This window comes from Rosistilla carotiformis, from assembly GCF_007753095.1.
Taxonomy (GTDB): domain Bacteria; phylum Planctomycetota; class Planctomycetia; order Pirellulales; family Pirellulaceae; genus Rosistilla; species Rosistilla carotiformis.
On record NZ_CP036348.1, the window covers coordinates 5,212,106 to 5,236,166 of the forward strand.

Annotated in this window: 16 protein-coding genes; 12 read left to right on the plus strand and 4 right to left on the minus strand. The window is 58.3% G+C overall.

The genetic code is table 11. From position 1 onward, the window contains the following. Nucleotides 1-29 precede the first annotated feature (29 nt). From cbiE to Poly24_RS18855, 3 genes are all read left to right on the plus strand, one after another. A complete protein-coding gene (cbiE, locus tag Poly24_RS18845; RefSeq protein ID WP_145099036.1) occupies nucleotides 30-1,265 on the plus strand; it encodes a precorrin-6y C5,15-methyltransferase (decarboxylating) subunit CbiE in 1,236 nt (411 codons plus the stop codon). 197 nt (nucleotides 1,266-1,462) lie between these two features. Then, nucleotides 1,463-2,407, plus strand: coding sequence for a DNA integrity scanning protein DisA nucleotide-binding domain protein (locus Poly24_RS18850; protein WP_145099039.1), 945 nt, complete (start codon nucleotides 1,463-1,465; stop codon nucleotides 2,405-2,407). A gap of 64 nt (nucleotides 2,408-2,471) precedes the next feature. Continuing rightward, entirely contained in the window at nucleotides 2,472-3,791 is a 1,320-nt protein-coding gene (locus Poly24_RS18855; RefSeq protein ID WP_145099042.1) for a glycosyltransferase, read from the plus strand. Nucleotides 3,792-3,818: 27 nt separating this feature from the next. Here Poly24_RS18855 and malQ read toward each other — a convergent pair whose 3' ends face one another. Together malQ and Poly24_RS18865 are read right to left on the minus strand one after the other, a co-directional pair. After that, nucleotides 3,819-5,315: a 4-alpha-glucanotransferase gene (gene malQ, locus Poly24_RS18860; protein WP_145099045.1), complete on the minus strand. Its 1,497-nt coding sequence runs from the start codon at nucleotides 5,313-5,315 to the stop codon at nucleotides 3,819-3,821. 421 nt (nucleotides 5,316-5,736) lie between these two features. Beyond that, nucleotides 5,737-7,068, minus strand: a complete 1,332-nt coding sequence (locus Poly24_RS18865; RefSeq protein WP_145099048.1) for a hypothetical protein — start codon at nucleotides 7,066-7,068, stop codon at nucleotides 5,737-5,739. Between the two features lie 201 nt (nucleotides 7,069-7,269). Here Poly24_RS18865 and xylB point away from each other — a divergent pair, with 201 nt between their 5' ends. From xylB to Poly24_RS18905, 8 genes are all read left to right on the plus strand, one after another. After that, complete coding sequence (gene xylB / locus Poly24_RS18870) at nucleotides 7,270-8,790, plus strand: xylulokinase (protein ID WP_145099051.1); 1,521 nt, start codon at nucleotides 7,270-7,272, stop codon at nucleotides 8,788-8,790. Nucleotides 8,791-8,854: 64 nt separating this feature from the next. Continuing rightward, nucleotides 8,855-9,349, plus strand: a complete 495-nt coding sequence (moaC, locus tag Poly24_RS18875; protein ID WP_145099054.1) for a cyclic pyranopterin monophosphate synthase MoaC — start codon at nucleotides 8,855-8,857, stop codon at nucleotides 9,347-9,349. Nucleotides 9,350-9,353: 4 nt separating this feature from the next. Further along, on the plus strand, nucleotides 9,354-10,250 hold the full coding sequence (locus Poly24_RS18880) for a DMT family transporter (RefSeq protein WP_145099057.1): 897 nt from the start codon (nucleotides 9,354-9,356) through the stop codon (nucleotides 10,248-10,250). Nucleotides 10,251-10,514: 264 nt separating this feature from the next. Continuing rightward, complete coding sequence (locus Poly24_RS18885; protein ID WP_231753225.1) at nucleotides 10,515-14,279, plus strand: peptidylprolyl isomerase; 3,765 nt, start codon at nucleotides 10,515-10,517, stop codon at nucleotides 14,277-14,279. Continuing rightward, complete coding sequence (locus Poly24_RS18890) at nucleotides 14,276-15,280, plus strand: L-threonylcarbamoyladenylate synthase (protein ID WP_145099063.1); 1,005 nt, start codon at nucleotides 14,276-14,278, stop codon at nucleotides 15,278-15,280. Before Poly24_RS18885 ends, Poly24_RS18890 begins: the two co-directional genes overlap by 4 nt. Before the next feature lie 37 nt (nucleotides 15,281-15,317). After that, the gene (locus tag Poly24_RS18895) at nucleotides 15,318-17,300 is read left to right on the plus strand and encodes a DUF4129 domain-containing protein (protein WP_145099066.1); all 1,983 of its coding nucleotides are present in this window, start codon (nucleotides 15,318-15,320) and stop codon (nucleotides 17,298-17,300) included. 254 nt (nucleotides 17,301-17,554) lie between these two features. Continuing rightward, nucleotides 17,555-18,940 (plus strand): sensor histidine kinase, encoded by a 1,386-nt coding sequence (locus Poly24_RS18900; RefSeq protein ID WP_197452016.1) that lies wholly within the window; start codon nucleotides 17,555-17,557, stop codon nucleotides 18,938-18,940. 126 nt (nucleotides 18,941-19,066) lie between these two features. Further along, nucleotides 19,067-20,626 carry a sulfatase family protein gene (locus Poly24_RS18905; protein WP_145099072.1) on the plus strand — a complete coding sequence of 520 codons (1,560 nt, stop codon included), beginning with the start codon at nucleotides 19,067-19,069 and terminating at the stop codon, nucleotides 20,624-20,626. Between the two features lie 132 nt (nucleotides 20,627-20,758). Here Poly24_RS18905 and Poly24_RS18910 read toward each other — a convergent pair whose 3' ends face one another. Beyond that, nucleotides 20,759-22,018 carry an outer membrane protein assembly factor BamB family protein gene (locus tag Poly24_RS18910; RefSeq protein WP_197452017.1) on the minus strand — a complete coding sequence of 420 codons (1,260 nt, stop codon included), beginning with the start codon at nucleotides 22,016-22,018 and terminating at the stop codon, nucleotides 20,759-20,761. Nucleotides 22,019-22,211: 193 nt separating this feature from the next. On the opposite strand from Poly24_RS18910, the gene Poly24_RS18915 reads away from it, so the two are divergent. Then, nucleotides 22,212-23,216 (plus strand): sugar phosphate isomerase/epimerase family protein, encoded by a 1,005-nt coding sequence (locus tag Poly24_RS18915; protein WP_145099078.1) that lies wholly within the window; start codon nucleotides 22,212-22,214, stop codon nucleotides 23,214-23,216. Here Poly24_RS18915 and Poly24_RS18920 read toward each other — a convergent pair. After that, complete coding sequence (locus Poly24_RS18920; RefSeq protein ID WP_145099081.1) at nucleotides 23,213-23,569, minus strand: hypothetical protein; 357 nt, start codon at nucleotides 23,567-23,569, stop codon at nucleotides 23,213-23,215. The two genes, Poly24_RS18915 and Poly24_RS18920, sit on opposite strands and share 4 nt — an antisense overlap. Nucleotides 23,570-24,061: the final 492 nt, after the last annotated feature.

A 24,061-nucleotide genomic window follows, 5' to 3' on the forward strand; every position in this document is an offset into this window, starting at 1 on the left:
GTGTGACGCGGTTTTTTCGTAGGTGGACAATGAACAAAATCCAGATTATTGGTGTTGGTGACGATGGCGTCGAAGGTTTGACGAACCACGCCCGAGCGATCATCGAAACGGCGGACGTTTTGGTAGGCCCCGCCAACCTGCTGCCGAAGATTGCGATCGGCCCCGATGAACGCATCGAATCGGGTAGCGACCTACACCGGCTGGGCGAGACGCTTCGCGAATTGTCGTCGCGAAACGTCGTGCTCCTGGCTGGCGGCGATCCCTTGTTCTACGGAACCGCTCGCTTTCTCTGCGACGCCTTGGGCAAAGACCAATTCGAAGTCGTGCCACATGTCAGCAGCATGCAGTTGGCGTTCGCGCGAGTCAAAGAGAGTTGGGACGATGCCTACCTGACCAACCTCGCAACGCAACCGTTGGATCGCGTGGTCGAACGGATTCGTACCGCCGACCGCGTGGGGCTGTTCACGACCGAAGAGATCACTCCTTCGGCGCTTGCCGCCGCATTGCTGGATCGACGCATCGACTACTTCAACGTCTATGTCTGCGAGAACCTCGGATCGCCTGACGAACGGGTCACCCAAGGCGACCTCAGTTCGTTGCAAGGGCAAACCTTTGGTGCTTTGAACGTGATGGTTTTGGTTCGTCGACAGGGCGTTGCCGATCGCCCACAGCAGATGGAAGGAAAACGGTTGTTCGGAAATCCGGACGACCAGTTCCTCCAATCGAAACCCAAACGCGGGTTGCTGACACCGATGGAAGTCCGTTGCATCGCGCTGGCCGTGATGGACCTGGGGCCTACGAGTATCGTCTGGGATGTGGGGGCCGGAAGCGGATCGTTGGCGATCGAAGCGAGCCAGATCGTCAACGGGGGACAAGTCTATGCGATCGAAATGGACGCCGAAGACTTTGGCCTGATGACCGACAACGCCGAGCGTTACGGTTGCGATACGTTGATCCCGGTTCACGGCCAAGCACCCGAAGCGCTCGCGGCGCTTCCCGATCCCGACGTGATCTTTGTCGGCGGCACCGGCCGCGCGGTGGGTGAATTGGTCGACCAGATCTTCGACCGGCTTCGCCCCGGCGGACGGTTCGTCGTGAACGTCGCCAGCCCCGACAACTTGGTCGGCGTGCAGACGGCATTCCAACGTCGCAACATCGAACCAAGCGTCCGGATGGTGAACATCGCCCGCGGCAATTACCAACTTGATCGGTTGCGATTCGAAGCGGTGAACCCATCATTCCTGATCTCCGGCACCAAGCCGTAGCGAACGAACAAAGAGATTTCGATGGGCAAGTTCAGCGGCATCGACAACAAGCGACAACTTTGTTGCCTTGTTGTAGGTTCTCGATGCAATCGTAACTTGCCCGATGCCAATGTGCGCGTTAAAGTTTGACGTGTTGTTATTGCAACCTGTCAGCAATTCTCCTTCCCTGACGCTCGCATCTCTCGGAACGCCAAAGCATGGCAACCCAACGGTTCACGAAACACTCCGGCGCCGTGCTTGGCGTAGCCGTTAACATGGCCGAGGTTTTGTCGGCCGATGCGATCTTAATTCTGCTGGATGGATCGACCGACTGGAAACGGTTGCGTTCGGAAACCAAAGAAACCAAAACACCAATTCTGGTTGCCGCCGACACCGCGGAAGACCTGGAAGGGGCCAGCGAATTTAACCTGATCCCGCTGGTCTTGAACAAAGAGAAGGCGCCGCTGCTGGAACGCCTGCAGCATGCTTTGCTGGAAGCGGCGACCGACGAATTGATCCGCACCAACGGCGATGTGATCGCGATTTACAGCGGTTTCCAACAGGGACGGATGGATTCGATCAGCCATTTGCAACTGGATGAACGGATGCGACGGCTGACCGTTCGCGATCTGCAGCGGCTCGAAAGTAGCGTCCCGTTGAAGACGATCAAGGCGGTTGTCGATCTCGCGGTTCAAATCGGGCGCGAGGGACGTGAGGGCAAAGCGGTTGGAACGCTGTTTGTCGTCGGACACTCCCGCCGCGTGATGGAGCACTGCAACGATGGCGGCTTGGATCCGTTTCGCGGTGCCAATCGCAAAGCCCGCAATCTGTACGATCGCCGCGTCCAAGAGGACGTCAAAGAGATCGCTCAGATGGACGGTGCTTTTGTCGTCAACTCCGACGGCAACATCGAACGCTCGCGACAGATGCTGGAAGTCGCTCATCAAGACCTGACGATGTCCAAGGGACTCGGTGCGAGGCACTGGGCCGCGGCGGCCATCTCCGCCAAAACCAAAGCTGTCGCCGTCGTGGTCAGCCAGTCGACCGGAACGGTTCGCTTGTATCAAAACGGCGAACTGGTGATGCGGATCGAACCGATGGACAAAGCGGTCAAGTGGCAGGAGTTCAATTACGAACCGCCCGCCCCGACTCCGGAAGCTTGATCTTCGGCAACCATTCTGAAACGCACTGCGTGGCGGCTTCGAAACCGCACCGCTCAAGGGAAGCATGACCGACGCCGCTTCAAAACAACCGCTGGCGATCGTGTCTGCATTCGGCAGCCGGGGCGACGTCAACCCAATGTTAGCACTGGCCCGCGAACTGCACCGCCGCGGGTGGCGGATCCTGTTCCTAACCAGCGCGCCGTACCAAGCCTTGGCCGAAGCGGCAGGCTTCGATTCGCAATCGCTTGTCTCGCAAGAGGAATTCGATGCGTTCATCGCCAAACCAGGACTCTGGCAGCCGGTCCAAGGACTGCGTGTCGTGCTCGGCGAAACGGCGACGATGCTCTTGCAGCCGACCTTTGATCTCCTGCAACACCGCGTCGAACCAGGCAATACGATCCTTGTCACCCATCCGTTGGACATGGCATCGCGGATCTATCGCGACCTACACCCCGAGGTGCCATTGATCGGCACCGTCTTGGCCCCGATGGCGATTCGCACACCGCACGATCCAGCGAAACTAACGGATTGGCCGCTTGAGATCAGCCGTCCCGCCTGGCTTGTCGAAGCGTCTTACCTCGCCGCCGATTGGGTGTTCATCCGCAAATGGCTCGGCCGCCCCGTGAATCGTTTCCGACGCCAAGTCGGACTGCCGCCGATCCAGCGCGTCTTGAAGTCCTGGTATCTTTCGCCCGATCTCGTGTTGGGATTGTTTCCCGATTGGTTTGCGTCGCACCCCGACCACTGGCCGTCCCAATTGCAATGCACCGGTTTCCCACTGGAAGACGCCGCCGGAGAAATGGCGTCGGCAAACGTCGCCGCGGCCGAAGCGATTCGTGAACAGCACGCACAGCCGCCGGTGATCTTTGCACCGGGAACGGCGAACCGCCAGGCATCCGAGTATTTTCAGATCGCCACCGACGCATGCCAGACGCTCAACATTCCGGCGATCCTGCTGACGGAATTCCCTCAACAGCTACCCGATCGGCTGCCGGAAAACGTCGTACACCAATCGTATCTCCCCTTCCGAGCCCTGCTGCCACATTGCCGCGCGATCGTCCATCACGGTGGCATTGGAACGACATCCCAAGCCCTCGCCGCGGGAACGCCTCAGCTGATCGTGCCGATGGCCTTCGACCAGTTCGACAACGCCCGCCGCGTCGAACGACTCGGATGCGGGCGATCGCTGCTGCATCGCAAGCTATCGCGCCGAAGGCTGACTCAGCAACTGGCCGACCTATTGAATGACGATTCGATCCGGGCACGATGCCACGAACTTCGTGACCGCATGACGACCTCGAACACGGTTGGGCAAAGTGTCGACGCGATCGAACAGCTTGCCGCCACCCGCGGCGTGCTGCCGCGGCACACCGCCGCCAACTAGCGAGCGGATGCGGTGCGCGCGAACGATCTAGATTCGCCCTGTCACTTCGGTCATGTGACGCAACCAACCGCTGACATCTTCATTCAACCCATTGGGTGGACAACGCCACGTCCAATTGCCAGCCGCTTCACCTGGGACGTTCATCCGCGCTTCGCTGCCTAAGCCCAAGACATCCTGCATCGGAACGATCGCCGTATCCGATTTCGATGCCAGCACGACGTAGATTAGCGCGCGATGAGGTAACGGATCGTTGAGGTCGATCACTTCGTCCAACAGCGGATCCTCGTGCCGCTCTTGGCGACGCTGCTGGAACCACCCCAAGACGGTATCGTTGTCGTGGGTTCCGGTGTACGCAACGCTTTGCTGCGGATAAGAGACCGGCCGATGGTAGGGATCATCGTAGCTGTCGAAGCCAAACTGCAAGACACGCATCCCAGGAAACTCCAGCTGGTCGCGCAGATGATGGACTTCATCGGTGATCAGCCCCAAGTCTTCAGCGATAATCGGCAGCGGCCCCAAAGCGGCGCGGGCCGCGCGAAACGGTCCGTCCATCGGGCCCGGTACCCAAACTCCATCGACCGCCGTTTCGGCATCGGCCGGGATTTCCCAATAGGCTTCGAAGGCCCGGAAGTGATCGATCCGCAGCAGATCGAAGTAACAGAACGCCGATTGCAGGCGATCGATCCACCACTCGTAACCGCGCTCCTGCATCGCGTCCCAACGATACAATGGATTTCCCCATAGCTGCCCTGTCGCCGAAAAATAATCTGGCGGCACCCCGGCGACCACACTGCGTTTGCCGGCTTCATCCAAATAAAACAGATCCTGGTGGGCCCAGACATCGGCGCTGTCGTAGGCAACAAAAATCGGCATGTCGCCAAAGATACGAACGCCATGTTCGCCCGCATAACTTTTCAAAGCCTGCCACTGCAGCATGAACAGGAACTGCAGGTACTTCGCAAATTCAATCGGCTCGGCCAATTCCCGATCCCAATGCTCGAGCGCCGCATCCCGCCGCGCGACCAGATCGCGGTCGGGCCATTGGCTCCAATCGCCGATTCCAAAATGATCGGTCAACGCTTTGTAGCGGGCAAAATCGACCAACCAAGTCTGGTTCAGTGCACAGAAGGTCGCGAAGCCTTCACGCAACGGATCTCCCACCGGAGACTTAAAGCGTTCGAACGAAGTCCGCAGCATTTCGAAGCGTTGCTTGTTGACGGTGCCATAATCGACAGGGCCCGCGGCCGCATGCAGGGATTCGACTTCGGCAGTCGTCAGCAGCCCGCGGCGCTGCAAATCAGTCGGGCTGATCAACAGCGGATTGGCGGCAAAGGCGGAGTAACAACTGTAAGGAGAATTCTCCGCCGCCGAGGGGCCTAGCGGCAGCAGTTGCCAGAGCGTCTGCCCCGACCGTTGCAGGAAATCGATGAAGCGATACGCCCCTTCACCGAGATCCCCAATCCCAAATTCATTGTCCAAACTAGTGATGTGCAGCAGGATGCCAGAAGATCGAGGTAGTTGCATGAGAGTTTAGGGGGCATGCGTGTTATTGGCAAATTCGAATCCATTGCGACTTGCAGTCTTTCCCACCTGCCAAACTCAAGAGCTTGCGATTTCGCAGCCCTTCAGCTTGCCGACAAACAGCAATGTAACGATTAATCCTACCGAGAAACGTGCTCGCCCACTATGGGCGTTCGGGCTCAGACGGAAAAAGCCAATGGCAAATTCCCCGCCACAGAAGCTAGGAAGTTTAGGGGGCATTTGCGGGCACCGTGCGCTCCAAAAGCAGCTCTTGAAACGACTCGCCACGAACCTTCGGCAAAGCGCACTCTGCGGCTCAACCGCTCCATCTTCCAGGTCCGCGCGTCGCAGCCTCCTGGCTTTGGTCACATCCGTTCGTCATGCCCGGGTCGTGCACCTCCAGCCCGTCGCATCGCATCGCGATCTATAAACCACGGGCTTGGTTCCAAGCATTCCTTTGATTTTTGACATCCGCCGAATCGCTGATCTGCTGCCACGCGGCCTTCGCTTCCGCGAGCGCTGCTTCGGCGGTCATCGATCCGTCGAGCGCTTTCAAAATCGCGGTGTTCAATGCGGCAAGATATTCATCGGCGTGGGGAATCCGCAGCGGGGGATGCGCGAGGGTACGCGAAAGACTCGATTGCGCAAGCCGGTCGTATTGCACGACGGCAGCGGATTGCATCGTGGCCATTTCCGATGTCGCCAGATCATCGCGAGCGACCGCCACATGGACACTGGTACGCCGCAGGGCTGCATGACCTTCGGTCGTCATCCAGGTTGCGAGGTTTCGCGACGCGGTCGTTTGACGGCACGCTGATGAGACCGCGACGATCAGCCCCGAGCCCGACAGAAACGACCGCGAAGGGATCGATCCATCGTTGCTGAGCCATTTGTTCAAGTAGACCTCCGCAGCGACCGGCGCGTCGAAGATGCGCACCGATGCGTCATCAGCCCCTTCGGCCGTCTCCACGGGCCAACCGATCGCCAGCTTCAAATCGCCAGCGACGATGCGTTGCCAAACCTCTTCGACCGTCAAAAGTTCTTTAGGATAGTGCTGCCTAGCGGAGACCAATTGCTGTAACGCGCGGACATACGGGGGTTGATCGATCACCGGTTCAAAGCGGTCCCCTTCAAACAACCAGGGCGTCACCGCTGCCGCTGCGGCGCGACGCAGAAACGCAATCGCCGCGCCTCCGTCCGCTAACGCCTCGGCCGCCTGAGGACTCTCGGTACCTAGCGATTCGACAAGCGATCCGTACTGCTCATAGGTCAGCGTCTGGTCGCCATCGAACGCGCCGACTTCATCGCGAACCAGCGTCATGGCCACCGGCGACCCGAGCGACAATCCAAACACAGCGTCCCCCCAACGCGTTTGCGTTTCCCGCAACTGAGGCAGAAAACTTTGAAACGCAAGCGACTCATCTGCCAGAAACTTTTCAGGCAACGCGGTGATCAATCCCTCTTTCACCGCCTGGCCCAACAGCCGCGCCGGCATCACGATGAGATCATTGTTGGCCGCGACATCCGACAGCGTCTGGTCACCAACAACCGTCGCCTGCAGCGGTTGTTCCGAAACGCCCTTCCAACCGGTTTCGATTCGCTTGGCAAACGCTTCGGATTCGTAAACGGCCACGCGCAGCGGAACGGTGGACGACGCCTGCGGCGGACCGTCCGATTCCACCGTCGTCGTCTCGGTTTTACATCCCCACAACAACAGGATCGGCAGCAGGCACAAAACGGAGCAAAGGAATCGCATGAGGACGGATCTTGGGGTTCGCAAACGAAACGTTCAACGCGACGCGACCCCAGCGGGCCTGTCGCACGGGAAAACGGCAACCTGTCGTGGCAGGTACAACGTACCAAAGCTACGCATTATAGTATCGCTCGGTTCACTGCCGTCGATCGGGCATTACGGGAACCCCAGGCAACCTTTCCTCACCCACAGCGGGACAATGTGATGGCTTATTATCTCGGGATCGATGTCGGCACCAGCGGAACGAAATCTTTGTTGATCGATGCGACGGGGAAGGTATTGGCCGAAGCGGTCGCCGAATACCCGATGCATCAGCCCAAGCCGGGCTGGACCGAACAGGATCCCGAGGATTGGTGGCAGGCGACCGTGGCGACGGTTCGCCAAGTCGTTCGCAAAGCGAAGGCGAAACCGGCCGACGTGCGCGCGATCGGGCTGAGTGGCCAGATGCACGGATCGGTCTTCTTGGATGCGAAAAACAAAGTCGTCCGGCCGGCGCTGCTGTGGAACGATCAACGGACCGTCGCCGAATGCGATGAGATCACTCAGCGTGCCGGCGGCCGCAAGGCGCTTATCAAGATGGTCGCCAATCCCGCCCTGACCGGCTTCACGGCACCGAAGATCTTGTGGCTGCGAAATAACGAACCGCGGAAATTCGACAAGGTCCGCAAGGTGCTGTTGCCCAAGGACGAGATCCGCCGACGCTTGACCGGCGAATTCGCTGGCGACATGAGCGATGCGAGCGGCACGTTGTTGTTGGACGTTGTGAAACGCCAATGGAGCAAAAAGCTGCTCTCCAAACTGGAACTCGATCCCGATCTGCTGCCCCCGGTTTTTGAATCCGAACAGGTCACCGGACAACTGACGGCGGCGGTCGCCAAGGAATTGGGACTGAGCACCGATTGCAAAGTGGTCGCCGGAGCGGGGGACTGCGCCGCCGGAGCGATCGGCAACGGGGTCGTCGAGCGTGGCGTCTTGAGCACGTCGATCGGAACCTCCGGCGTGATGTTCGTTCACAGCGACCAACCCGAATACGATGCCGAAGGACGACTGCACACCTTCTGCCACGCCGTCCATGGCCAATGGCACATGATGGGCGTGAATCTGACCAGCGGCGGATCGCTGCAATGGTGGATCGACAACGTCGTCCAAGGACTGGCGGGAATCCCGAAAGGGAAACGCTACGAAGCGGCAACGGCCGAAGCGGCGGAGATCGCTGCGGGGAGCGGCGGCTTGAGTTTCTTGCCTTATCTGAACGGCGAGCGAACGCCGCACGCCGATCCTTCGGCGCGGGGCGCCTTCGTCGGTTTGAACCTCACCCACACGCGAGCTCACATGACGCGAGCGGTCATGGAAGGCGTCGTCTTTGCGATGCGAGACAGTCTCGAAATCATCCGCTCGCTGAACGTTCCGGTCGATCAGATCCGAGTCAGCGGCGGCGGGTCGAAGAATCCGCTGTGGAAACAGATGCAGGCGGACATCTTTGGCCAGAACGTCGTCACGCTCAACGCAGAACAAGGGCCGGCGTACGGCGTCGCGCTGTTGGCCGCGGTGGGCGATGGGGCTTACGATTCGATCGGTGAAGCTTGCAAAGCGACGATCCAGGTGAAGGAGCAGACCAAGGTCGATCGCAAAGCGGCGTCGGCGATGGACGCCCTGTTCCCCATCTATCAGGATCTCTACGTCGCCTTGAAGGACTCCTTTCAGAAGATCGCATCGTTGCAGTAGATTGAACGTCGACGATCGACGGCGATCGTCTAACGCTCCAATCGCTAACGCACACGATCCGCCCATGTCACCATCGAGCAGCCACTTTGACGACGCGGGGAACGCGCGGATGGTCGACATCACCGACAAAGCGATCACGGTTCGGACCGCTGTCGCGGAGGTCCGCGTGCGGATGCAGCCCGAAACGCTGCAACAGGTTCGCGAGCGAAGTTTGAAAAAGGGGGACGTGTTGGCTGTCGCGCGGTTGGCCGCGATCAGCGGCAGCAAACTGACGTCGACGCTGATCCCTCTGTGTCATGCGATTCCGATCGAAGCGGTCGCTGTCGATTTCCAGTTTGAAGATTCGGCGACGCTCGTCTGTCGATCGACGGTGAAAACGACAGCGCGAACCGGGGTTGAAATGGAAGCCTTGACCGCCTGCAGCGTGGCGGCGTTGACCGTTTACGACATGTGCAAATCGATCGACCGCGCGATCGAGATCGACGGATTAAAACTGATGCACAAGTCGGGCGGGAAAAGCGGCGACTTTGATCGCGACGCGCGAGAAGAGAGCCGATAAGTCGATGTCTTGGATTTGGTTAAGCATTCTGTCGGCCCTCTTCTTGGGACTCTACGAGATCGCCAAAAAATCGGCGGTTCGCGGCAATGCCGTCCCGCCGGTCCTGATGCTCAGCACATCGACCGCCGCGATCTTGTGGCTCCCTTGGATCGTCTTGTCGCAAGTCGCTCCCGACGCGATCCCCAGCGAATCGTTTCGCGTGACGACGCTTGATCTGCGCGAACATCTGTACCTGTTCTGCAAAGCGGTGTTGGCCGGCACGTCATGGATCTTTGCCTTCTTTGCGCTGAAGCATCTGCCGCTGTCGATCGCATCGCCGATCCGAGCGACCAGCCCGTTGTGGACGATTGCGATCGCCACGCTGTGGATGGGCGAAAGGCCCAGCGTGCAGCAGTGGATTGGCGTGGCGATCGTGTTGGCCGCCTTTTACGCCTTCTCCTTCGTCGGCCTTCGCGAAGGGATCCGCTTCGATCGCAATCGCTGGGTCGGATGCATGATCGTGGCGACGCTGTTGGGTGCGTTGAGCGCGTTGTACGACAAATATCTGCTGCAGCGCGCCGGATTCGATCCGTCGACGGTACAGGCTTGGTTTTCGATCTACTTGGTCGCCGTGATGACGCCGTTGTGCCTGTATTGGTGGTTTCGGGAGCGAACGAAAACGCCATTCCTTTGGCGGTGGCAGATCCCCGCGATCGCGATCGGTCTGCTGATCGCCGACTTCTTGTATTTCACCGCGATCGCTCAGCCGGACGCTTTGATTTCGGTAATCTCCCCGCTGCGCCGATCCTCGATCTTGATCGCGTTTGCCGCCGGGATCTTGATGTTTGGTGAAGTCAATTGGCGTGCCAAAGCGGTTTGCATCGGCGGGCTGCTGGCGGGCGTCTTCCTACTCAGCTGGTAAATCGGCTGGATCGAGCGAAGCTTTTCCGAGCAAAACGCCCTAAATGCCCACCAAGTTTCACAACGAATTCTTTGTTAGGCATTTTACGATCTCCCCCGCCTTGCCTAGAATAGACCAACCTCCGCAGCCTCGACGAAGGGCGGTTGCGCGAACCATTTCCCACCTCACCTCCCATTCAAAAACATCCTTTCGTGGCGGCGTAGCTTGTTTATGAAGACCCGATCCAATCGAACAAGTGCCTCCGGGCGGCGGCGAAACCGGCGTTTGCTGATCGAAAGCTTGACACAACGGCAACTGCTGGCCGTCGATCTGGCGCCCCTTGAATTGGAAACGTCACTGCACGACAACCAACTCGTCGGCCAGCCGCTACATTCCGAAACCAGCGCCGAAGGGGAAGCAGCTCCCGACTTGGTCGCTTTTGCCAAAGCGCTCCGTGATGGTGGAGTTGTCTTCTTCGGAGCGGCCTGGTGTCCGATCTGCACCGACCAGAAGGAACTGTTCGAAGACGGCCAGAACTACCTGCCGTTTGTCGAAGTCACCCATCCCGACCATTCGCTCAACGCGACCGGTACGGCCGAAGGGATCTCCAGTTTCCCAACTTGGCGATTCCAAGGCGGAACCGAGGTCGAAGGCGTTCTGTCGCTGGCCGAGATTTCCCAACGCAGTGGGATTGCGATTCCGCAGGGAGAAACCCCAAGCTTTGTTCCCGTCGACAACCAAAGCGTCGGCATGGGATCTCCGCTACATCTCCCGATCGACGCTTACGATCCCGATGGGCAACCGTTGACCGTGACGGTGACCAGTTCGGCCCCGAGCCTGTTGGAGGCGTCGGTGATTAGCGGCAATCGCAGCTTGCGACTGAAGATCGCCAATTACGGCGATATGGTCTTTGAATTGTACGAACAGCGGGCCGAGCGGCCGACGGCTCGGATCATCGAATTGGCCGAGGCCGGTTTTTACGATGGGGTTACGTTCCATCGCATCGTGGACGATTTTGTCTTGCAGGCGGGGGATCCCACGGGGACAGGAGCGGGAGGCTCGAGCCTGGGCGCTTTCGACGATCAGTTCCATGAGGATCTACAGCACAACGCGACAGGGGTCCTGTCGTATGCGAAGACGTTCGACGACACCAACGATTCGCAGTTCTTTATCACCGAAGGGGACTCGCGACACCTCGACTTCAATCACTCGATCTTTGGTCAGTTGGTTGAAGGGGAATCGGTCCGCGAAGCGATCAGCGAGTTGCCGACCGACAGCAGCGACAGTCTGACGACAGCGTTTGCAAATGCCTTTGGCCAGATCACGATCGAAACCGCGTCGATCTTCACCGACGACGAAAACTCGGTGATCATGCTCAAGCCGACCGGAAGCGGCACCGGGCCGGTAGATGTCACGATCACGGTCACCGACAGCGACGGCAATCAAACGTCGCAGGTGATTTCGGTGATGGTTACCGAAGACAACCAATCGAGTGCCAATAGCAAACCGTTTTTGGACGAATTGAGCGACGTCGTGACCGTCGCCGGGCAGCCAGCAACGATTCCCTTGTCCAGCACCGATGTCGAAGCGGACCCAGTTACCTACGCCGTTTTCAACGTCGGGACGGTTGGTTACACGACTTCAATGAACCCATTGACGGGTGAGGTCACCGTGACGCCGCCGGCGGATTTTGTCGGTACGTTTGAGGTGCAGGTGGGCGTTAAGGCGATTGGCGACCCAACGACCAGTCCCCATTCGACCGCTTTCGATCTGCAACTGATCCGAGTGACGGTGCTGCCCCCAAGTTTGCAGAGCCTGCAATTGGACGTGGCCAGCGACACGGGTACCAGCAACACCGACAACGTGACATCCGCCTCCTCGCCATCGTTCACCGTCACGGGGACCGAACTGGGGGCAACCGTCGATCTGATGATCGGTGAGGACGTACTGGCCAGTTCCGTTGCCGCCGGAGCAACCGTTTCATTTGCAAATGTTGACCTCTCGGGACGTGCCGACGGCGAACTGGCGTTGCAAGCGCGTCAAACGTTTGCGCAGGTCGTCACGACGCTCGAAACTCCGTTGATGATCACTCTGGATCGTAGCGTTCCTTCGCAATCCAATCTGTCGACCAACAATGGAGCATTGGCGACTCGACCGTTTGTGCTGGACATCGATCATGATGAAGAAGGGAATGGTTTGGCTTACAGCCTGATCGCAGCGCCGACAGGAATGAGTCTCGATCCAACGACCGGTCGCATCCAATGGACGCCTAGCACCGCCGATGTTGGACCCCAATCGGTCGACATCCGTTATACCGACCTGGCAGGGAACACGTTTGATGAGTCGTTGTCGATTGAGGTCGCGGGCACACCGCAGGCGATCTTCTATTTGGGCATTTCGGACATCGCAGGAGATCCGATCGACAATCTTGTTGTGGGAGACGAGTTCCTGCTGACCGTCCACGTCGCTGACAATCGCGTGTTCAGTTCACGTCATGTTTTCTCCGCCTATCTCGATTTGATTTTTGATTCCTCGGTCGCGGTTCCTGTCGGTGGCGATGCGATCGAATTTGGACCGACGTTTAATTACTCGACCGACGGATCGATCAGCGGCAACTTGGTCGACGAACTCGGTGCCGTGGCAGACGTCTTCAATATTCGTAACGCCTTGCTGGCGACCATCCGGATGCAAGCGATCGCGCCGGGGCTTTTTACGGCTGTCGGCGATGCTCCCGAAGGGATTGGCCACGAATTGTTGATGGTCGATACAAGCGTTCCCGTCGCCGTCGAGGAAATCGATTATGGACGCGTTGAGATTGAAATTTCCAAGCTGCCTGAACCGATGCAGTTAAGTTTTTCCAGCAGCCTGGTTGCCGACGCCGATTTTGAAAACGTCTCGAACCTGACGATCCAAACCGAAACGACGGGACTCGTCGACATCTGGGCTGACTTCAATCGCAACGGGAGCTTCAACGACCCGGGAGAACATATTGTTAGCGATGCTCCGGTTTCCAACCAGACTGCCATCGTGCCGTTTGCGATCCCAGCGGGAACGACGTCGGGAGAAATCGATTTCGCCTATACGATCTCGTCCGACGGCGACCGCACGTGGGCCGATGGAGATCGTTTTGATGGTGTTTCGATTGTCGACGCAGGAAGCCCTATCGTCGTAGCGCTGGACGGCCAAAGTATCGATCTTGGGGCAACGCCCGAGAACCAACTGTTGGCGCAACAGGATGGCGTGACGATGTTCCGTGCCGCGGCGGGAGCTTCGGTGACCGTAAAGCATGGCGACGGAGACAGCCATATCCGCTTGGGAAATTTGTCGCCGATCCTGCCTGAGGGTGCAAACTTTACGATTCAGGCCGGCGGTGGTCACGATGCGCTGACGACGACGAACTTCGACCAGACGATCGATCTGTCGGGGGAGGAACATCTCTATTCTGGGATCGAATCGATCACGACCGAAGATGCCAGTCGAATCACCATCGACCGGAACGGCTTCGGTCGGTTAGCACCCGATGCCGCTCGATTGGATCTGTCGATTCGCGATCACGAAACGTTGACCTTATTGGGCAAGTGGGAGATCCTCGCGACGCAAATCGGTCCAGAGGGTCTGCAAAGAGAGTTGGTCGATGGCGACGCAACGATCGGTATAACGGGGGGACCTACCTGGACCAATCCATCGGATCCTCTGGACGTCAACGGATCGGGAAGCATCGAACCTCTCGATGCATTAAACATACTCAACGAACTGAATAGACAAATGTTTATCGATCCGGTGACCCGCGTATTGCCGGAGATCGCAACAATGACAAGCTTTCCTGGCCGATTTTACGACACGAATCGCGATGGCCGCGTGACTCCAATCGACGCGTTGCGAGTGATCAATCGATTGTCCATCCTTTCGTTGTCAGGGGAACATTTCAGTGGCCAGGAGGACGTCGCGTCCCAGTCGTTTCCGGCGGAATTCTCGGCCCCGCAAATTCACCGAGACGAAAAGGACGATGACGATCTGGATGCCCAATTGGTCGACGCGTTCTTCTCATGAGCACTCAACAAACATTTCGCTCCGTGCCGCCGACCGACGACGCGATCGATTCGGCATGCCGGTTCTTAGCCGCTGGCGAACTCATCGGCGTGCCCACCGAAACCGTTTACGGATTGGCGGCCAACGCTTTGGATGCAGCGGCGGTGCGGAAGATCTTTGCCGCCAAAGGACGCCCCGACAACAATCCATTGATCGTCCATGTGGCCGATCTCGACGCGATGCAACAGGTGGTTCGCTGGCCGCTTGATCCGATCACGATGCGGCAGTTCGATGCGATCGTCGATCTTTGGCCGGGCCCTCTGACGATCGTGTTGCCACGTTCGGATCGGTTGCCCGCCGAAGTCACTGCCGGCCAATCGACGGTTGCCGTGCGGATCCCCAGTCATCCCGTGATGCAACAGTTGCTGCGACGCAGCGGTTTGCCGCTGGCGGCGCCGAGTGCCAACCGATCGAAATATGTCAGCCCCACCACGGCGGCACATGTGGTCGATGGACTGGGCGATCGGGTGGCGATGGTCCTGGATGGGGGAGCGTGTTCGGTCGGATTGGAATCGACGATCGTCGCCTTGGGCGAGCGACCGCGATTGCTGCGTCCAGGTGCGATCACAGCGGAAACGCTCGCTTCGCGTTGGAACGTGCCGGTCGAAGCACTCTTGCCGGTCGACCAGCAGCCGGTCGTCTTGGAAGCCCCGGGAATGATGCTGCAACATTATTCGCCTCAAACGCCGCTTTGGTTCGCGGAACGGACCGCTTCAACTCTCCAGGGCCGAATCGGACGGATCGCGTTTGCGCCGCTTCCCGACAATGAACGAGAAAAATTTGCCGTCGTCCGTGTGCTCAGCCCTACCGGGGACCTCGAAGAAGTCGGCCAGCGATTGTTTGCGGTGATGCGTGAACTGGACTCGATGGCATTGGATGCGATCGTGACCGATACATGCCCGCCTCACGGAGTCGGCCGCGCGATCATGGATCGATTGAAACGGGCCGCTTTCCGCGAATAGCGTGCGGTGTCCGATTGGGGAAAGGTGATTGTCAAGAATGGTCCAACGACGCGACAAGACGACGATCGATTACATCGTGATTGCGCTCAACCCGTTGTTGATCGTCACGATGATCGCCAGCCTCGTCTACTTTCTTACGCTGTGCATGTATCGCGGCGAATTTTTGGCCCGCATCAATTACATCCTGTTCCTATTTATCGTCGCGGCAGTCGGGATCGCGCGAATCGCGATCGAACAGGGACGCGGCCGCGCGACTGCATTTGCATTGGCCTTGGGGGCCGCAACGCTTCTATCGACGATGCGTTTCGTCGGCGAAGGGGTGTTGATGGTCGTCGCGTTGCTGGCGGTGATCTGGTACCTGGCCGATCGAATCACGATTGATTGCACCCTGATCGACGAACATTCCGATGCCAGTGGTGCCGGACTGATGCAGGGAGGATTGTTTGGTAATGCATCGATCCAGGATACCGATGTTTCGCTCGATGGGACGACCGAACAACCCGACCTTCCGCCAGCGCGCGGCCAGACCTCCCTCGAATCGCCCCAATCGCAGCGACACAGCAAACCGAAGAGCGGCCATCGACCGGGAATGTGGATTCTGTATCTGGCCTTCGCGGCGATCCCGCTTTATGGACTGGGCCAAGTGCTGCTCCCCAGCGATACGGCTTCGCGCGATTCAGCGCTGACCAGTTTGGGCATTTATCTCGCCAGTTCGCTGCTGCTGTTGGTCACCACCAGCTTTCTTGGAATGCGACGGTATTTGAGACAGCGGGGCGTCGACATGCCTGCGGGAATCAGCGTCCGTTGGCTGGTGGCCGGAGCGATTCTGGTGGCAGGGCTGCTGACGTTGTGTTTCCTGCTGCCAATGCCTGGCAAGCTGTTGGCATCTCTGGAACTTCCCGCCTCGGTCCGCTCGCCCGAGGGACTTCAATCGAACCGACAAGGATGGGGTGACGAAGGAGTCGAGAAGGGGAAGCCGGACGATGCCAGAGGAGGAGAAGGGGAGCAGGGGAGTGCTGGCGAGAAGTCAGGCGGTGAGAAGTCGGACGGTAAGAAGTCAGGCGGTGAGAAGTCAGGTGGTGAGAAGTCAGGTGGCGAGAAGTCAGGTGGCGAGAAGTCGGGTGGCGAGAAGTCGGGCGGTGAGAAGTCGGGCGGTGAGAAGTCGGACGGTAAGAAGTCAGGCGGTGAGAAGTCAGGTGGTGAGAAGTCAGGTGGCGAGAAGTCAGGTGGCGAGAAGTCAGGTGGCGAGAAGTCAGGTGGCGAGAAGTCGGGTGGCGAGAAGTCGGGCGGTGAGAAGTCGGGCGGTGAGAAGTCGGGTGGCGAGAAGTCAGACTCCGACGCCGAGCCTGACGACGATTCGGAGCCAGCATCCGGTGGGCGCGATCCAAAATCGGAATCCGATACGGGCGAGACTCGCGACCAGCAGGGAAACTCCCCTTCAGAACCTCCTCCACCACCACCGAACGATGGCTGGAAGATGCCCGACATTTTATCGAAGCTATCCGGCCTGCTGCGGTTCGTGATCTTCGCGGTCTTGGCGGGAATCGTCGCCTTCTATGGCATGCGACATTGGGATGAGATCGTCCAGTGGTTTCGAGAATTGCTGGGAGGTTGGGGTGGAACCGAACCAACCGCCCCACAGCCGCAGGCTTCCGCCGCGGTCGCACCGGCCGTTCGGGCACGACCGTTTTCGACTTATCAAAACCCGTTGCAAGATGCTTCGGTCTCAATGGAACGCGCTGTCGTGATCTCCTTCAATGCATTGAACGCTTGGGCCCGCGAACACGATTGTCCACGTCCCGATCAGCTGACACCAAGCGAGTTCACGCAACAATTAGCCCGCCGTTTCCCAACGCAATCCAAAACCATCACACTGACGGCGGAGATGTACAATGTGGTGGTATATGGGAATCGAAACGTCAATCCAGCTCACCGCAAAACCCTGCAAGCGCTGTGGACGTTCATGCAACAACCGGTCGACCGAAGTCCCCTCGCTTCCGTTGCGCCGGACAAAAGTTAACACACAATTAACACACCTCGCCCCGTGTTTCCGCGACGATATATGGACCGTCTATTCAATGCGACAAACAGATGCCCCGATTGTTGAAAACGGCGGCGGTTGTCTACATTGGCTAACAGGATTCAACGACGAACCCATTCGAAGCGAGGCGTCGATTCCCCCCACCGCTCGAATTCGGTCCGAGTGTCGGTTGAATCATTGGACTCTAGGTCGCCGATAGGATTGCAAACGTGTTTATGCTGCGGAAGCTATTGATGGCACTCTTGGCTGCGGGCCTGATCGGCTTGCCGTTGTGCATCATCCTGGTCGCTTCGGTGCCGATGGAATATCGCAGCCGCCTCGTGTTCCGCTTTGTCATGGCGTATGGCGTGATCGCTGCGGGCCTTTCTTTTTGGTTCGCCCAACGCGAGGCGCGACGTTCTCACGCCGACGCTGAACTATCTTGGTGGGTCAACGATTTGGCCAACGGGAACCTCGCCTCGCGACTCCGATCGCCCCGGCTCGGCGACGAACAGATCGCCGTGGTCCACCACCTCAATCGACTGCAAGAAGCAACCCAACAACAGATCGAACAACTGCAGGCCGACCGGCGACGCAGCTTTATGGTTCTGGCGCACATGGTCGAAGGGATCATCGCGATCGACGATACGCGTCGCGTGTTGTTGGTCAACGAAGCCGCCTGCCACTTTCTTAAACTGAACAGCGAAACTGCGGTTGGCCGCCAATTGTTAGAAGTCGTCCGCGTGCCCGAAGTCACCGCCGTGGTCAACCAAACGCTGGCGACCAACGACGATGCCGAAGCGGAAATTCAATTGAGCGACATGCGACAATTGTTGGTCAAAGCGAGCACGTTGCCATCGCAATCGCGCCCCGGTGTGCTGTTGACGATCCACGACCAAACGCATCTCAAACAACTCGAAGCGATGCGACGGGAATTTATCGCCAACGTGTCGCATGAACTAAAAACGCCGTTGGCTGCGGTCAAGGGTTACGCCGAAACGTTGCAATTGGGTGCGATCGACGACACCGAAATGGCACCCCACTTTGTCAACCAGATTCTCGCTCAAGCCGATCGCTTGGAACGTTTGATCGCCGACATGATGCATCTGGCACGGGCACAAGATCGCTCCCAGCCCGCCGAACCTACCGACGTTCCCGTATTGCCGGTGATCCAAGAATGTTGCGAGACGTACCAACCGGTCGCGGCGCAGAAAAATATCGAACTGACGCTGCAACCGTTTGATGAATCGATAGCGATCTTGGCCGAGCGCGAGGCGTTGTTGACCGTCGCCAACAACCTGGTCGGTAACGCACTGCGATACACTCCCGAGGGGGGGCACGTCACGGTCAGTTGTCAAACCGAAGACGAACTGGTTTCTATCGCGGTTGCCGACGACGGACTGGGAATTCCGCTGGAAGATCAGGAACGCGTTTTTGAACGCTTTTATCGTGTCGAGAAGGCTCGCGATCAACAGTATGGTGGCACCGGCCTGGGACTGGCGATCGTGAAAAACATCGTCCAGTCGTTTGGAGGTACGATGCGGCTGAAAAGCATGCCCGGCAAGGGATCGACCTTCGAAGCGGTGTTGCCCGCTTCGCAAACCGCGGCACCACAACTTTCCAAGACGAGCATCGGTTGAGCGACGACGCCGGCGTGATTCGACTACAATGTCCAATCCGTTGACGTTATCATCACCTCTGGGGCAGATGCGATGCCCGTTGTGATGTTTTGATTCGCCCAGAGTTATTTGCTTGGAGAGGCCCCTATGCGCCTGCGTTCTTTTGTCATTGCTTGGTTTGTTTTATTAGGGATCGGTGGTTCCATAGCCCAGGCTGTTGAGACACCGGAACTGCCGGAACTGGGCAAGCGGGAAGGAGTCAAACCAAGGAACGTCGTCTTCATCCTGACCGACGATCATCGTTACGATGCGATGGGATTCATGGGGCATCCGTTTTTGGAAACGCCACACCTGGATGCGATAGCTTCCCAAGGCGTTCATCTTAAGAATGCCTTCGTGACGACATCGCTGTGCTCACCAAGCCGAGCTTCGATCCTGACGGGCCTTTACACGCACAAGCATCGCGTGATCGACAACAATCGGACCGTCCCCGCGGGAACGCGATTTTTTCCTCAGTACTTGCAGCAAGCCGACTATTCGACCGCCTTCATCGGCAAGTGGCACATGGGGGGCGAACACGACGATCCACGTCCCGGTTTCGACCATTGGATCAGCTTTCGCGGCCAAGGAAACTACCTGGCCCCCAACCCAAAATACACGCTGAACGTCAACGGGAAACGGGTCAAACAGAAGGGTTACATCACCGATGAACTGACCGACTATGCGATCGATTGGCTGAAACAGCAACAGGATTCCGAAAAGCCCTTCTTTTTGTACCTGTCGCATAAAGCGGTCCATTCGAACTTCACACCGGCCAAACGACATGCCAGGCGATATGCCGATGCCGACCTGAGCTTCTTGCCTCGTGGCAAGGAGATCTCGGCGGAGAACAACGCGCCGCGCTGGGTGCGCGATCAACGCAACAGCTGGCACGGGATCGACTTCTCCTACCACAGCGACAACGGATTGGATTACCTGTACCGACGCTATTGTGAATCGGTTCTCGCCGTCGACGACAGCGTCGGCCGCTTGATGGAACAACTCAAGGCGATGGGACTGTATGAATCCACGCTGGTGATCTACATGGGAGACAACGGATTCATGTGGGGCGAGCACGGTTTAATCGACAAGCGCGTCGCCTATGAAGAATCGATCCGCGTCCCGATGGTGATGCAATGTCCCGACCTCTACGAAGGTGGAAAGGTCGTCGATTCGGTGATCGGCAACATCGATGTCGGCCCGACGATCCTGCACGCTGCTGGCCTGGAAACACCGGAATACATGGACGGCCAGAGTTTTCTCGAGCTGCCCAACAAGCCAGAGATGGATTGGCGAAAGTACTTTTTGTACGTCTACTACTGGGAAAAGAACTTTCCCCAATCGCCAACCCAGTTCGCGCTGCGGGGCGATCAGTACAAGTACATCACCTACTACGGCCTGTGGGATGTCGACGAACTGTACGACCTGAAAGCCGATCCAGGCGAAACCAAGAACCTGATCAACGATCCCGCGATGCGATCGGTCGCCAAGGCGATGGAGAATCGCTTGTACGAAATGCTGGGTGATGCTGGAGGGATGGACATCCCGATGAATCAGCCGCGCGGCGGTTCGCAAAACAAACGCTGGGCGGAACGCGGTGGAAAGGACGCAGCCGATTTCCCCGCGGCAATCGTCGTCGACCAGCCGCTGAATCGGGAAGCAAAGTAGTTTCGTCGCAAGGAGCGGCCACTTCCTGGCCCCCTGCGTGAGCGCGAGGGGCCAGCGAGATGCGATCGATACGTTGCGGGCGTCGGATTATCTTCCGGCACGGTCACGGAACCCGCATCGCGCCAGATCGATCTATGGATTTCCGATGCAATACAGGCGGCGGTCGCTGCGGATCAGCAGCATCCCTTCGGCGGTCGTTGGGGACGAACGGAAGATCTCATCGTCGTCGACAGGGATCCGATTGCGGCTGACGAGTTCCATCGTGCGGCCGATCTTCAGGACGTTCACTTCGCCGGTTTCGGTCAGGGCGTAGACCAAACCGTCCACCAGGATCGGCGACCCGGAGTAGTTCCCTCCCAGCCGCTCTTTGAACAATTCGGTCCCGTCATGCGCGTCATAGCCGGTGACCACTCCCGCCATTCCAAACACGACCAATGTATCTCCCACCAGGATCGGCGACGGTAAATCGCGACCGCCGCGGCGAGGCGTGTTCCATGCCATATGCGATTGCGTGACATCGCCACGCCCCCCCGATCGCACCGCGTAAACGTCTCCTGCCTTTCCGTTGACCACGTAGACCAGACCATTACCGACGACGGGCATTGGCGTACCGCGACCGTTAAACCCGCGACAGTTCCACAGCGGTTGGCCTGTTTCGGGATTGTAAGCATCGATTCCAAATTCACCGTTCAGCAGTAGTTCAGTACCTTGTGGCGTGACCGACAGCACCGGCGTGCTCCAACCGCCCCGAGGTGTATCGGCGCGCGGTTGACGCCAGCGATCCTGGCCAGTCAGTTTGTCGACGGCCACCAAATAGGACGCTCCTTCCGCGTCGCAATTTTGGACGATGGTGTCGCCGACAAAGATCGGCGATGCACCGATTCCCCAAACGCCGGGGAAGCTGCCCAATTCGCGCGACCAAAGCGGTTTGCCGTTCATGTCCAAGCAATGCAGTCCGCCCGGACCAAAGAAGGCGACGACGCAGGTGCCGTCGGTAGCACAGCTGGGCGTGCCCCAGCTGTTCATCTTGTGAATCTGTTCCCCTTTCCCGGTTGCAACGGGGGTATCCCAGATCAGCTTGCCCGTGCTGCGATCGACGCAAAACATGTGACGCTCGGCAATCGACCCGTTCGCAACCGCCCCGCTGAGAAAGACCTTGTCGCCCCACATCACAGGCGACGAATGTCCCCGTGCCGGCAGATCGGTCTGCCACCGCAGGGAACGGGCGTCCCATTTCACGGGGACGTTCGTGTCGGGACTGTGTCCATTTCCACTGGGGCCACGGAATTCCGACCACTGGCGTTCGGCGGGTAAATCGGCGGCCCAGTTGACCGCAGGGGACAACAGGCATCCGGCCAGCGTCGTCAGCACCAAACAAAAAGCGTATTTCATGAGATTTCCTTCGTTTCTGTTCATCAGACAAACATCAGAACTTTCCAGTATACAAATTTCGACTCCCGGGGCATCCTCCGCCCGCCCGTTGATCGTCGCGGGTCGATCCATCACAATACCTGCCAGCTAGCGGCCCTAACCGATTGGCTTACCCCCCACACTCGATTCCACGACTTCAATCAGGAGCAGATGCATGGCGCGTCCCGTCACTCTATTCACAGGCCAATGGGCCGACCTTGGCATTCAAGACCTGGCTCGCATGTGCAGCGAGTTCGGATACGACGGCATCGAACTTGCCTGCTGGGGCGACCACTTCGAAGTCGACCGCGCCAACGCCGAGGACGACTACTGTGCAAAGAAACGCGAATTGCTGGACAGCCACGGCCTGCAGTGCTTGGCGATCAGCGCTCACTTGGTCGGCCAAGCCGTTTGCGACATCATCGACCAACGTCACCAATTGATCCTGCCCAGCTATGTCTGGGGCGATGGCGATCCAGCGGGCGTCAACGAGCGTGCGATCGAAGAGCTGAAGCAGACCGCGCGGGCAGCACAAAAGATGGGCGTCAGCGTCGTCAACGGCTTCACCGGATCGAGCATCTGGCACCTGCTGTATTCCTTCCCTCCCGTCTCGGCTCAAATGATCGACGACGGCTTTAAGCTGTTCGCCGATCGCTTCAATCCGATCCTGGACGTCTTCGCCGAGTGTGGCGTCAAGTTTGCCTTGGAGGTTCACCCGACCGAAATCGCATTCGACATCCACACCGCCCAACGAGCCCTCGAAGCGCTCGATCACCGTCCCGAATTCGGATTCAATTTCGATCCGAGCCACTTGATCTGGCAGGGCATGGATCCTGAAAAGTTCATCCGCGCGTTCCCCGATCGGATCTATCACGTTCACGTCAAAGACGCGATCGTCAAACTGGACGGAACGTCGGGCATCCTGTCGAGCCACATCAACTTTGGCGACCATCGTCGCGGTTGGGATTTCCGATCGCCAGGTCGTGGCGGGGTTAACTTCGAAGAAATCATCCGCGCGTTGAACGACATCGATTACCAAGGACCGTTGTCGATCGAATGGGAAGACAGCGGCATGGAACGCTGCTTCGGAGCGACCGAAGCGTGCAAGTTCACCAAAGAATTGGACTTTGCCCCCAGCGGACGCGCGTTCGATCAGGCGTTTGAAGACGGCAACGCCTAACGCACCGGTGCACCGGAACGCGTCCCATGGTTCTGTTGGAACGGGGCGCGTGTTCCGCGCAATAGATAACTGGCCGACAACAACTGCACGCCGGCAATCAACGCCGGGTGCAGTCCCGCGACAAAGTCGACACAGGCAGTGATCGCGGGATAGGGGCGTGTGTGGTGAGCCAACGATTGCGTTTCGGCAACAAGTCCGTGATTCCATAACGCGGTATTTTCCCAGCCTCGATTCGTCCGTCGCCAACCATCGGCGACCGCCCGATACGGATCTCTCTGCCCGATCGGAACCTGAGGTTCCGAAGCTTCGGTCGCAGGACCGATCGCGAGCAATAAAAAGAGAAGTAGATACATTGCGGGAGCGCGTTGGGAATGGAGTGAAGCGATGGTGGGAGGTTGCAATCAGAGAAAGCAGTCGCCATGCCAACGCCGCGACAACCACCGCTCTCCACCGTGATAAACCATGTCTATCAAAGCACTTGCGTCGCGTGCCCCGTTGAAAAACGGAACCGCCGTGTTGTCTTTTGGCAACATCAAAATCGATCGCCCGTTGCGTTGTCACGGTACATGATGCGTTGCCGCAACATGCGAACGGCGCGGTGAGATCGCGAGGATCAATGAATGGATATCATCAACCGCAGGCAATACGGTGAGGATGGGATCGTTACGATTGCGGTGACGAAGTGCGAGCGCGATGCAAGTGATTCCCGCGACAACGAAAAAGAGAATCGAATGCAGTGACAACCTCCCCTTCGTTTCTGAGTCAACGAAAATTTGGTAGGCTTGGTGGTCGGCTTCATCTATTCAATAAGCAAGGAATGAACGATTAAGACCTCTTACCCCGAA

Excerpts from the sequence above, each read along its gene's own strand:
- Poly24_RS18865 (WP_145099048.1), bottom strand. The coding sequence starts at position 7,068 with ATGCGATTCCTTTGCTCCGTTTTGTGCCTGCTGCCGATCCTGTTGTTG.
- Poly24_RS18850 (WP_145099039.1), top strand. The coding sequence starts at position 1,463 with ATGGCAACCCAACGGTTCACGAAACACTCCGGCGCCGTGCTTGGCGTA.
- Poly24_RS18855 (WP_145099042.1), top strand. The coding sequence starts at position 2,472 with ATGACCGACGCCGCTTCAAAACAACCGCTGGCGATCGTGTCTGCATTC.
- Poly24_RS18905 (WP_145099072.1), top strand. The coding sequence starts at position 19,067 with ATGCGCCTGCGTTCTTTTGTCATTGCTTGGTTTGTTTTATTAGGGATC.
- Poly24_RS18910 (WP_197452017.1), bottom strand. The coding sequence starts at position 22,018 with ATGAAATACGCTTTTTGTTTGGTGCTGACGACGCTGGCCGGATGCCTG.
- Poly24_RS18880 (WP_145099057.1), top strand. The coding sequence starts at position 9,354 with ATGTCTTGGATTTGGTTAAGCATTCTGTCGGCCCTCTTCTTGGGACTC.
- moaC (WP_145099054.1), top strand. The coding sequence starts at position 8,855 with ATGTCACCATCGAGCAGCCACTTTGACGACGCGGGGAACGCGCGGATG.
- Poly24_RS18890 (WP_145099063.1), top strand. The coding sequence starts at position 14,276 with ATGAGCACTCAACAAACATTTCGCTCCGTGCCGCCGACCGACGACGCG.
- Poly24_RS18920 (WP_145099081.1), bottom strand. The coding sequence starts at position 23,569 with ATGTATCTACTTCTCTTTTTATTGCTCGCGATCGGTCCTGCGACCGAA.
- Poly24_RS18895 (WP_145099066.1), top strand. The coding sequence starts at position 15,318 with ATGGTCCAACGACGCGACAAGACGACGATCGATTACATCGTGATTGCG.
- cbiE (WP_145099036.1), top strand. The coding sequence starts at position 30 with ATGAACAAAATCCAGATTATTGGTGTTGGTGACGATGGCGTCGAAGGT.
- malQ (WP_145099045.1), bottom strand. The coding sequence starts at position 5,315 with ATGCAACTACCTCGATCTTCTGGCATCCTGCTGCACATCACTAGTTTG.
- Poly24_RS18900 (WP_197452016.1), top strand. The coding sequence starts at position 17,555 with ATGGCACTCTTGGCTGCGGGCCTGATCGGCTTGCCGTTGTGCATCATC.
- Poly24_RS18915 (WP_145099078.1), top strand. The coding sequence starts at position 22,212 with ATGGCGCGTCCCGTCACTCTATTCACAGGCCAATGGGCCGACCTTGGC.
- xylB (WP_145099051.1), top strand. The coding sequence starts at position 7,270 with ATGGCTTATTATCTCGGGATCGATGTCGGCACCAGCGGAACGAAATCT.